Consider the following 11,240-nt stretch of genomic DNA (forward strand, 5'->3'; position numbering starts at 1 on the left):
TCTACTTACCTTTTCGCAATTTATTAAAAACCCCATTAAATTCAGGTTTAATATCATTTAGAGAAATAAAATCTTTACGGGTTACCTTTAATAAAGAAATTAAAAGAGTTAGAAATTCCCAAAATGATTTGCTAATTTTAAAGCAAGCCGGTAAGTCTCGCCAAATGTTACACCAAGAGTTAAATCCAAGGTCAACTGATATATTGGAAATATTATTAGTTAAAATTTTTTCAGGTATATCCGGATAACTCGAAATTAAGAAATTTGACCACCCCCATAAACGAGGATTTAGATCAATTGGATAAATTCCTGCTTCATTTTGGATAAATTCTAGTTCAATAAAACCATGTAAACATACATTATTAGAAATCTTTGAAATTACTTCTGTAATAGTTTTCTTTGCTTCACATTCCTCTAATCGAGCAGCACACGAAGTAATACCTTGAGGATACTGTCTAACTTGATTTACAATTAATCCAGCAATTTCAATGCCATTATTCCATACTCCACCATAACTAATGCTCTTATTTTTTTTAAAAAGAGGTTGAATAACAAAATTATCCCAATTATCTCTAGGAATAATAGTCCGTAACTTTTGCAATTCATAGTGAGAATATATTGTTTTTGTTTTGAAAGGAGGAATATAGTTTTCCGATGCTTTAGAACATTTAATAATATATTTTTTACTACTTGAGAAATCTAAATCATTACTAAGTGTACTAAAATCAGAGATTGAAATGTCTAAAGATTTCAACCAAGAATACATATTAATTTTATTGGAGAAAATATTTAAATTTTCATTAGATTGAGCAAAAACTTCAAACCCATTTTCTCTAAAATGATGAATATATTGTATAAATAACTCTGAACATGGAATAATGATCCACTCATTACAATCACTATGATGATCATTAATCCATTTCTTTAAAATAGGCAAGCAATCACTAACTGATTGATATGTGATTTTCTTACCATATTTAGATAGTACAATCATGTCATTTTCATGAGCAATGACATGTATATTATCTACTATTTTCTCCATTCGTCTAAGCAATTGGACTGCAGGTAAGACACCACCTAAAATAAGTAAAGATTTACTCATAATTTATAACCACTCACCCCGAATTGCCTTTAAGTACATGTCTGCCATATACTCTATCGTATAATTATGCATTTTCTCATATAAATAATCACCTTTTTTACTCAATATTTTCTCATTTTCAAAGATTTTATTAATATATGAGTCCACTTCAGTTGTGTTAGAAAAATCTATGAAATCTTGTTTTGCATCTAAAGCTAATTGAATTTCTGGACCATGATGTGAATCTCTATCAATCACAATACTTCGCCCCATTCTTGCTGCATTCATGATTATTAGACCAGCACCCCCTGGATTAAACACTACATGACTCCAAGCAAAATGTTGTTCTAGCTCCGTATCATAAGCACTATCAAAGATTTCAAAATTTTCTGGTAGCTCTTTTTGGCTAAATTTTTCTCTAATTCCTGGACCAATTAAACGAACATTAACCATTTTATTACGACAGGCTAATTCGTATAGTCTTTCAACTTTTTTTCTATCTTGATATCTCCCAATCCATATGATATTTAATCTTTTACATAATTGAGGTATATCTACTTTCTTTATTTCATTTTTTGAAAATGAGGTATTATTAAATATAATTATTGGTTTCTTAGTTTCCTTTGCTAATTTATCTTTAACCATTTGGGAGTACACTAATACTCCTTCAGAAGCTTCAATAAATTTCTTACGAAGTATCTTTGTTAATAACCCATTATTACGCCCGTATATTAAACCTTCACAAATAACCCGCTTATTATTACGAAGTAAGTTCAACATGCGATAAGGATTCCATAGCGTATAACCTACAATAATGACATCGAAATCTTGATTACCTAAAGTAAATTCATTTGGATTTAAATTAATACCCAAAATTTTTTTACGCTTAAGTTGAACATAATTATATCCAACCCTTTGTTTAGGATCTGTTAAGTTAGCTTCCTTACCTGCATAAGAAGTTACCGTCAAATCGACATGTTTTCCTAATTCTCGTAGAAACTTATCTCGATAATTAGGAGCATAATTTATAAGATATAAAACTTTAAATTTCTTCATAAAGGTTACAATATTGCTTAGAGAATTGAGAAGAGTTAAATTTTCTTTCAGATAAAAGACGACTATTCACCTTAAATTCTCTCAATTTTTCAGGTGAAGATATTAATTTTTTAATTAATTCACTTAATAATTTTGTATCACCTGGTGTAAATAGATAGCCATTTTCATTAATAAGCTCAGGAATACCACCTGTATCTGATGCGATAACGGCACATGATGAAGCTAATGCCTCCATACCAGCATTTGGCAATCCTTCCAACCAACTAGGTATAACTACAATATCAGCTGTTTGAAATAATTCTTTTACTTGTAAACGAGTTAAATTACCTAACACCTTAATATTGAATTTTTTGCAATCTTTGTTAATAATTTCATTTACCAACTTTTCACTAACTTCTGGTCCTGCAAAGTTTAACTCAATATTATTGAATTCTTTTAAATTTAACCAAGCTTTTAATAAAGTAATACCACCTTTGTAATCCCTTCCAGTAAAATGCTCTGATCTCTGAGCAAGCCCACCTATATAGGCAAGGATAATTTTATTATCAACTTTAGAATGATCATTTTTTAAATCAAAGAAATTTAAGTCCACTCCCCTATAAATTGTTTTTATTGTTTTTCTTGGATATAGCTTTATAACTTGTTTCTCTAAGGCATAACTATTTGTTGTGAAAATATCTACATGATTTTTCATAACAGAATAAAAAAAACTATCTTTTTGTGACACAAGTGTAACATTTACGTCTGTACCAATACATTGTGCAATATGTGGCTTATTTAATTTTTTAGAAAGAAATGCACCTACTACTCCAGAAAAACTAGCACCTACAGAATGAATAATATCTTGTTTATTTAATAAATTAGATAAAAATATTCTTAAAAAGAATGCATATATAAAAAGCTGAAATCCAGTTAAAAAATTATTTCTTACTGGACGAAATGGAAATGAAAAACATATAAAATTTAGACCATTAATACTTTTATACTCAATAAATTTTCGTTTCGGATGCCAAGCTCTTAAATGTATAATTGTTAAATCACAAACTTTAGAAAGCTGTTTAGCTGCATTAAAATTAAATACCCCTGATGACAATTTTTGATCTACAGGAAAAGTATTAGCTAAAAATAATATTTTTTTCATTTAGATACTCATCTATCCACATTTCGGATAAATTTCAAAAAAAACATAAATATGATAGGGCTTAATATATAATAAATATAAATATTAGGATCTCCGTTTACAATAAAAAACCCATAAAAATACGAAAAAAATACCAATGGAACATAATAAATTTTTGAAGAATTTATCATTTTATTAAAGTAGTTATTAAGTACGGTTCCTAAAGCACCATATAGAAAACTAGCTAAAAAAATTCCTAAAATACCAAGTGAGTAATAAAATGATGCAATTAAGCCTGGAGGAATTCCCCCTACTCCTGAAACACCAGTTAATAAACTAGTATTTAATATATGGATTGGTTCAGGTCTTTCCAAAAATATTGATACCAATCTACTAGGAAAGATTCGTAAAACAGACCAATAAAAATCTCTAAAATAAGTATATTCATAGTTTTTATTTTCGTACCTTATAGAAGCATCTAAACTTTTATAAGGATGAGAAAATTCTGTAAAGAAAAGACTATTACCCTCTTTTCCAGCATCATTTCTTATATTATCCATATATTTAAAACTTTCATAAAAACTTTCACCTTTTGAAATAAAGTTTGCAGTAGCATAAAAGGTTTGTTTACCATAAATAATAAAAAGAAAAGCTAAAACACTTAATATTGATAGAGGAATGATTTTTAATTTATTTTTAACTAGGATATAAACCAAAAAAAGTAATAGAAAAAATCTAACCATTCCTCCTCGTGATGCGCCACCAATAATTTGAAAAACTGTTAAAACTGTTGTCAATAAAAAAAATATTTTTATATATTTATAATTATGTTCTTTATCTTTATTAATTAAAAAGTAAAAGAATATTGCTGCTATAAATGGTAAAACATTAGTGAGTCTTGATAAAAAAGCAAATCCACCAACCTCTTGTTCTTCTACAGAATATCTAGATAAAGCCCCAGATAGATATTTAGAAATACCACCATCACCAATAACTACCAAAATCATCATTAACAATAAAATGAAAAATGAAAAATAAGCCATTTTTAACCACTTATAGTCAATTTGACCTATTTGAGAATGACTTTTAAAATTATATTTTTTTCTTCTAAATAACCCCCATCCTAATATAAAAAATTGATATGCTAAAAAAATATAAATAGCAACATTATCCAAATAAAAGGAATTTGGCATTATTTCGATATATCTTGATGCATTTAGATAATATAAAGGTACAATACAATAGCCTATTAGAAAAAAAATATTAGCGCTGGTTAAAAAATCAAAAATAATAATCTTATTTTTTCTACGTACAAGTTCAATAATTGAAATTTCAATTGCTAGAGCTAAATGTAATAGAATTATTAAAGTAAACAAAATATTACCCTAAAATATATTTTATACGTAGATTACATAAATGATTTTTACAGAAATCGCCCGCTTCAAACACAAAATTCCCGTTCGGTTTCCTTATCATTCTACCAGGAATACCATTTACCTTGAGTTGCTCTTTAGCGATACTGTTTCCAAATACTGTTTGGAGTTCATTAATATATAAATTACCCTCCCTATCTTCAAATATATCAACATCCATTGATGTAAAATTACCTTTTTCGGTAACTTCATGCAATATTTCAAATGCTTCCTTTGGAGGCATATCCCAGTTTGCTTTACCAGAACCACTATGAAATTGACCAACCATATCTTTACCATGTCCAAAATAAGAATCACCTATTCTGACCATTCGCCATTCTTTGGTATTTTTTAAAAATTCTTGTATATAAAGACTACCTCTTTGTAAAGGTATACGCTTTTCACCTTTAATTTTATAACCTTTATTTAAAAAAGACTTAGCCTTTTTAATTGCTTCATCTCTATTATGAATAATGTAAACACCAGAAGCAGAAGCACCTAAATTGCTTTTAAAAACTAATGGAAATTCAGCACCATTTAAAAAATCCAATGCCTCTTCTAAGCGATAAAATACCCATGTTTTTGGCGTTTTAAATCCATGTGATTTGAGCCAATAATTTTGTACACGCTTATTTTCATATAGCCAAATTTCTTTAAGTGAAGGATAAATATTTTTTTTCAACTCACCAGTTATAATCCTCAATCTTTCATCTTGCATTTGCTTAGTAACCTCATCTGAAATATCTGGCCATACTAAGAATGTTTCACAGCCTGAGTTTTCTATCTGATCCAACCAATCACTTCTATCTAGATATATAATCTGATATGAAATTTTTTCATCTCTACAAGCTGCAATCCAAAATTTATGGTAATGCATTTTACTATAAATAATACCTACTATATTTTGGCTATTCTCATATATTAACCTATCTGGATCATCTCTATAAGGATTAGCCATTTTATTTGAATACTCACGATAATTTGATAAATTTATGAATTTTAATAAAAAACGTCTTAATGTTATTGGAAGACAGCTTTTTATCTTATAAATTAATTGATTCATAAATACTTCCTTAAAAAATGCGATAATACAATGATATTTCTCTTCTGTGTACTTTCAACTAAAGCAATATCAAGATTAATTCGGTTATCAATTTCTATAATTTTGGTTATTGAATTTTTAAAAGCATCTATCTCATTTAATTTTCTATATTCTTTAACCGCTATATCCGAATTAGATTTTTTAATTAAATTAGCATTCACAATTTTGTTTCTCTTTTTGGAGCTTGTAATAGTTTTCAAGAATGACCAAAAATAATACTTAAAGCCAAGATTTCTAAAATTACCACCATAAGAAGTATTTACTTCTGCTAGTTTTGGAGAGATTTTCTCAATAAGCTTAGCTTGATAGCTTCCACCTATGCCCATATAAGGAACAGCCTTTAAAGCCTCAATAATATTGCTATATTCGACAAAGGGCAAAAGAAAGGGTGAAATTTTATTATAAGCAGAAACTAAATTTCCATTACATAACGGCATTTTTATTAAACCATAATATGCATGTGTAAAAACCATATCATAATATTCCTTATCCCACCCAAGCCTTTTTCTTATTATCTCTTTAATTCGATAAGATATTTCTTCAATCTTTTCATGTGGAACAATTAGGCTTGCTCCCTCTAAAAAGAGATACCTTTCAGCCCATTCATCCCAACTCATCTTTTTTGAGCCAGTAAAATAAGAATCTCTATATATTTCTCCACCAAGACCATTTAAGCTATAGAAAGCATTTCCCATACTTTGCTTTTTGTAGTTCTGAGTATAAGTCTGACTATATGCTCCAAGATGCCTTGCTGTACGACCATCAAAAAAATCTATATTTTCATCTAACATTTGAAGAAATTGATCATCTTCTAATTTATTAGGGCTAGTAGTAATAACTTTATCGACGCTAGTTCCATATACTTTTGCCAACATTTCTGCGTAATTACTTTGCCTTTCATGTACACCCTCTGTAGCATGTGTATGTAAGTGTAATTTCGAATTAATATTTTTTTCAGCTAAAGCCAAAAGTAAACGACAATCGAAACCACCTGAAAGTCCGAGATCACCTATTTGTTCAATAAATGTTTTATCTAGCAATGAAAAATAGTTATCTAATTGATGCTGTTGATATTTTAAGCTTTTCTCTTCACCATTTGAATGAAATTGTATTTGATCTATTTTAGGCAGTCTATGATCAGATAAATATTCAATATCAAATGTATCAATTTTATGCACATTATCTGGGCTTACACGTATTATTTTTTCAAATAATGTATCCTCACCCAAATGGAATCCTAAAGAAAGTTTTTCATAAAATCCATAGTTATTTAACTTTAATCTACCTTTATTTAATTTAACTAACTCTAAGAATGATGTAGAAAGCTTTTTAATATTATAATCATAAAATAAATGATGTTGATGTGTCCGATCACAAATAATCTTAATTTTTTTACCTTTAATAAAAATTAATAAATAATTTCCTTTAAGTGCTTCATAGGTTAATTTATTTGAAAAAAAATCGTTTATAATAGTTTCAAAAATTAAATCAAATTTAACACCTTTATATATAGGCGTCCCAATACAATAAATTTCATTTATTGTATCAATATTTTGATTAGTAAATTCAGTTAAACATAAACTATCTTCATCATAAAAAAAACGTTTAGCATTATTAAATAAAATAAAATTATTCATTTCAACCCTTTAGCAATATTTCTTTTATAACTTCGGCATGCTCATCATTTCTAAGATTACTTAGCACTATATTTCTTTTGCTTTTTGAAAAAAATATTTTAAAATTAATTAAATTTAAAATTCGTCTTATTACTCTATTTTTAGGCAAAAAGAATTGATTAAAATAATATTTTTCTACTTTATTTAAGTAAAGCTCCCAAGCTTTACTAAATTCATCATCATTACATAGAGATTGATTCAATTTATCCATAGAGGAGTGAAACTCATCTAACTCTATTTGGGTTAATGTACAGATATTTAAACTTTCATCAAATTGTTTATGTGGAATAATATTTATTGATCGTCCATCCTTTTTAAAATCAAAAAGAATAGAATATCCTTTATTCCACACTGTATTCTTACGACCTAATTCAAATACAAAACTTCCTTGACCATATGAGATAAATCCTTCTTTATAATTTTCATACGCACCCATAATATGAGAATGTTGACATAAAACAGCCGATACACCATTATCAATTAAAAATCGGCAAAGCCTCTTTTGCTCAGGTGACGGTAAAGGATATAGTGCAAGACCAGTATGTAAAATAACAATAATATGGTCTGTTATTTTCTTTGCAATTTCTACTTGTTGGAGCATGGTTATCAAGTCAATACTACAAGCACCCACCCCATTATTGACTTCCATTCCTGAAAATTCTTTATTAGAAAATGAAAGTACAACGACTTTAATATCATTTTTTTCCAATATTGATTTTTTTTGACCATGGCAACCAAAGAAATCTATTTTAGATTCTTTTAAATATTTAATGGTGTCCTCTATACCTTGTTCACCATAATCCATAATATGATTATTTGCTAATGAGAAATGTGTTATCCTCATTTTTTTGATCCCCTCCATCACTCTTGGATCAAATTTAATGCATCTACCAACTTTATCATTTTTAGAATTACTATTAGTAATAGGTCCTTCTAGGTTAAGTATACGAAAATCAGTAGTATTCCAAATTTTTTTATACTCTTCCGAGAAGATATTCTCCCCATCACCTAGTATTTTTTCAGCACGGTTTTCAGGACAAAAATCGCCGCCAATTAAAATCTTCATGCACGAACACTCTTTTTTAAACTTTTTAACAACTCGTATATTTCATGTATTCCATTTACCTTGAAAACAAATGAAAAAATTGTGTATATAATAATATATAGAATCGTAGATAACACCAATAATAAAAAATCTGTTAGCCTTGTATTATCTCCCATATATATAAGAAAATAATAAACAATAATCATAGTTAAGACACCGATCAACACTATTGGATATAGGTTTTTCATCTGCTCAAAAATTGAATAATCAATTAATCTACCACTATATATACAATTAACTAAAGCATGAATAATCATACCCAACCCAGCGGCAATTACCACTCCATACATTCCGAATGGTAATAAGGCAACTAAAACGATAATTGATAATGTTTTCTTTATTACTTCAAGTTTTAAATGCAACCCACTTAAACCTTTTGCAGCAATAATATTTAAGTTATACATACTGAGCGGATAAAAAATAGCAGCTATACAGAGTATCTGAAAATAAGGTACTGCTGGTGTCCATTTTTCGGTAAGTAGAATCCTAAATAAAGGCTCTGCTATTACTATAGATAACAACATCAATGGCGTTGTAGTAAAAAAGACTAAAAATGTTATTTTTTTAAATATACGTTTTAGTCTTGGATTATCATCTTGCACTTGAGAAAACAAAGGATAGGTAACTTTCTGCAAAGCTGATGTCACATTCGTTACAGGGAACATTCTTAATGTATTTGCTTGCTTATATAAGCCTAACTGGGTACTAGAAAACATCTTACCAATAATTAAAGAGTAACTTTCCGTATATAAATTAGCTAGTAAGGATGATAATGTTAGCTTATAACCAAAATTAAAGTGTACTTTAAACCGTGACCAATCAAATATAAAACGAGGGCGCCAATCTGTTTTAATCCATAAAGATATCGCTAATATAGTAGCCATTACAATATTCAAGCCAACTAAGCTCCAAACACCATAACCATAGTAGGCCATTAGCACACCACAAATACCTCCAAGGAATGTGGCAGGTAACTGTAAAAGCATTTGCAACTTAAAATTCATTTGCTTAGTTAGTCTAGCTAGTTGTACTATGGCAAACGCCTGAATAATAAAGGTAATTGCGTAAACCCGAACTAAATCGATTAAAACAGGCATTTCAAAAAAATGAGCAAAATAAGGAGCAATTAAAAAAGCTAAGCCATAAATAATAACACTTACACCTAAATTAGTGAAAAAAACAGTGGAGTAGTCTCTTTCATCAGGTTCGTGAGTACGAATCAATGAGGATGCCATGCCACTGTCAATCAGCGTTTGACCTAAGGTTATGATTATTTGAATCATAGCGATAAGACCAAAGTCTTCAGGCATAAGAAGTCTTGCTAAAATTATTTGTACAAATAAATTAATAAACTGTACGCTGAACCTTTGAAGAATAGTCCAAAATACACCACTTACTGTTTTTGCTTTAAGGCTCATAATGCTATTAAACCGTTAGTCATTCTACTATAGCTCGAATAACTTTTTGACATACCACTGCATTGCCAGCTGAATGCCCTCTGCAATCTCATATTGCGGTACATAGCCCAGATGTTGCTGAATCTTGGCAATACTAGCTTGGGAATGACGCACATCTCCAGTACGGAAATCACGATATATAGGTTCTTTCGTATAGATAACGCCATTTTTATTTAACGCACCTTTAATGGCATTAAACAAATCATTCAGCGTGGTACGATCACCTACTGCCACATTATAAACCTGATTTTTAGCTTCATCATTTTGCGTAGTAGCTGCCAAAATATTGGCCTGAACCGTGTTCTCAATAAAACAGAAATCGCGACTGGTTTCACCATCACCATTAATGAACACATCATCACCGGCAATCATGGCTGCTGTCCATTTTGGAATGACTGCAGCATAGGCCCCATTCGGGTCTTGGCGCTTGCCGAAGACATTGAAGTAACGCAAACCAATGGTTTTAAAGCCATAGGTTCGGGCAAAGACTTCAGCATACAGCTCATTTACATATTTGGTGACGGCATAAGGTGAAAGTGGCTTGCCGATATTGTCTTCAACTTTAGGCAGTGCCGGATGGTCACCATAAGTTGAACTACTGGCGGCATAAGTAAAGCTTTTTACTTCAGCGTCACGCGCAGCCGTCAACATATGTAAAAAACCGGTAACATTGGCTGCATTAGTGGTGATCGGGTCAGCAATTGAACGGGGTACAGAACCTAACGCGGCTTCGTGTAAAACATAGTCTACCCCTGCACATGCTGTCTGGCAGTCTTCAAAATTACGGATATCCCCTTCATAAAGCTTGAAGTTTGCCCACTGTTCAGGCTTGACCAGACTCTGCACTTCATCTAAGTTATGTTGATGACCGGTGGCAAAGTTATCCAGACCGACAACTGTTTGATCGAGTTTCAACAGTGTTTCTAACAGATTGGAGCCAATAAAACCGGCAACCCCCGTCACTAGCCAGATTTTAGGGCTCTGCTTTAATTGCTCGCATACTATCTGATATTGGCTCATCTTTATAATATCCTTATCAATTATAAACGAAGATCAGATTCAGACTGTGCAAGTACATATTTCAAATCATATAAAACATGTTCTGCTTTGCCCAAGGCACGAATTTTCTCTACGCCCATCTCTTTAAACTGATGATGTGCCACCGCCAGAATAATGGCGTCATAGCTGTTTTCTGTTAATGTCGAAACAGGATCAATCCCATATTCATGCT

At 30.2% G+C, this 11,240-nt stretch carries 9 protein-coding genes and 1 pseudogene; all 10 read right to left on the minus strand.

Going from position 1 to position 11,240, the window contains the following annotated elements:
* Position 1 precedes the first annotated feature (1 nt).
* Positions 2 to 1,102 carry a hypothetical protein gene (locus FTU91_RS06835; RefSeq protein WP_180081560.1) on the minus strand — a complete coding sequence of 367 codons (1,101 nt, stop codon included), beginning with the start codon at positions 1,100 to 1,102 and terminating at the stop codon, positions 2 to 4.
* Between the two features lie 3 nt (positions 1,103 to 1,105).
* Positions 1,106 to 2,137, minus strand: coding sequence for a hypothetical protein (locus FTU91_RS06840; protein WP_180081562.1), 1,032 nt, complete (start codon positions 2,135 to 2,137; stop codon positions 1,106 to 1,108).
* Positions 2,124 to 3,278, minus strand: coding sequence for a glycosyltransferase family 4 protein (locus FTU91_RS06845; protein ID WP_180081564.1), 1,155 nt, complete (start codon positions 3,276 to 3,278; stop codon positions 2,124 to 2,126). Before FTU91_RS06845 ends, FTU91_RS06840 begins: the two co-directional genes overlap by 14 nt.
* Before the next feature lie 8 nt (positions 3,279 to 3,286).
* Positions 3,287 to 4,633, minus strand: coding sequence for an O-antigen polymerase (locus tag FTU91_RS06850; protein WP_180081566.1), 1,347 nt, complete (start codon positions 4,631 to 4,633; stop codon positions 3,287 to 3,289).
* Between the two features lie 4 nt (positions 4,634 to 4,637).
* A complete protein-coding gene (locus tag FTU91_RS06855) occupies positions 4,638 to 5,732 on the minus strand; it encodes a RimK family alpha-L-glutamate ligase (protein ID WP_180081568.1) in 1,095 nt (364 codons plus the stop codon).
* Positions 5,729 to 7,408, minus strand: a complete 1,680-nt coding sequence (locus FTU91_RS06860; RefSeq protein ID WP_180081570.1) for a hypothetical protein — start codon at positions 7,406 to 7,408, stop codon at positions 5,729 to 5,731. Before FTU91_RS06860 ends, FTU91_RS06855 begins: the two co-directional genes overlap by 4 nt.
* A 1-nt stretch (position 7,409) precedes the next feature.
* On the minus strand, positions 7,410 to 8,513 hold the full coding sequence (locus FTU91_RS06865; protein WP_180081572.1) for a CapA family protein: 1,104 nt from the start codon (positions 8,511 to 8,513) through the stop codon (positions 7,410 to 7,412).
* Complete coding sequence (locus tag FTU91_RS06870) at positions 8,510 to 9,970, minus strand: lipopolysaccharide biosynthesis protein (RefSeq protein ID WP_180081574.1); 1,461 nt, start codon at positions 9,968 to 9,970, stop codon at positions 8,510 to 8,512. Before FTU91_RS06870 ends, FTU91_RS06865 begins: the two co-directional genes overlap by 4 nt.
* Before the next feature lie 27 nt (positions 9,971 to 9,997).
* Positions 9,998 to 11,029, minus strand: coding sequence for an NAD-dependent epimerase/dehydratase family protein (locus tag FTU91_RS06875; protein WP_180081576.1), 1,032 nt, complete (start codon positions 11,027 to 11,029; stop codon positions 9,998 to 10,000).
* Positions 11,030 to 11,049: 20 nt separating this feature from the next.
* Positions 11,050 to 11,240 (minus strand): annotated as a pseudogene (locus FTU91_RS06880) (Vi polysaccharide biosynthesis UDP-N-acetylglucosamine C-6 dehydrogenase TviB); the annotation flags it as partial.

Source organism: Acinetobacter sp. YH12201 (assembly GCF_013418145.1).
In the GTDB taxonomy this organism is placed as follows: Bacteria; Pseudomonadota; Gammaproteobacteria; order Pseudomonadales; family Moraxellaceae; genus Acinetobacter.

Coding starts and splice junctions, on each gene's coding strand:
- FTU91_RS06835 (WP_180081560.1), bottom strand. CDS start 1,102: ATGAGTAAATCTTTACTTATTTTAGGTGGTGTCTTACCTGCAGTCCAA.
- FTU91_RS06840 (WP_180081562.1), bottom strand. CDS start 2,137: ATGAAGAAATTTAAAGTTTTATATCTTATAAATTATGCTCCTAATTAT.
- FTU91_RS06845 (WP_180081564.1), bottom strand. CDS start 3,278: ATGAAAAAAATATTATTTTTAGCTAATACTTTTCCTGTAGATCAAAAA.
- FTU91_RS06855 (WP_180081568.1), bottom strand. CDS start 5,732: ATGAATCAATTAATTTATAAGATAAAAAGCTGTCTTCCAATAACATTA.
- FTU91_RS06860 (WP_180081570.1), bottom strand. CDS start 7,408: ATGAATAATTTTATTTTATTTAATAATGCTAAACGTTTTTTTTATGAT.
- FTU91_RS06865 (WP_180081572.1), bottom strand. CDS start 8,513: ATGAAGATTTTAATTGGCGGCGATTTTTGTCCTGAAAACCGTGCTGAA.
- FTU91_RS06870 (WP_180081574.1), bottom strand. CDS start 9,970: ATGAGCCTTAAAGCAAAAACAGTAAGTGGTGTATTTTGGACTATTCTT.
- FTU91_RS06875 (WP_180081576.1), bottom strand. CDS start 11,029: ATGAGCCAATATCAGATAGTATGCGAGCAATTAAAGCAGAGCCCTAAA.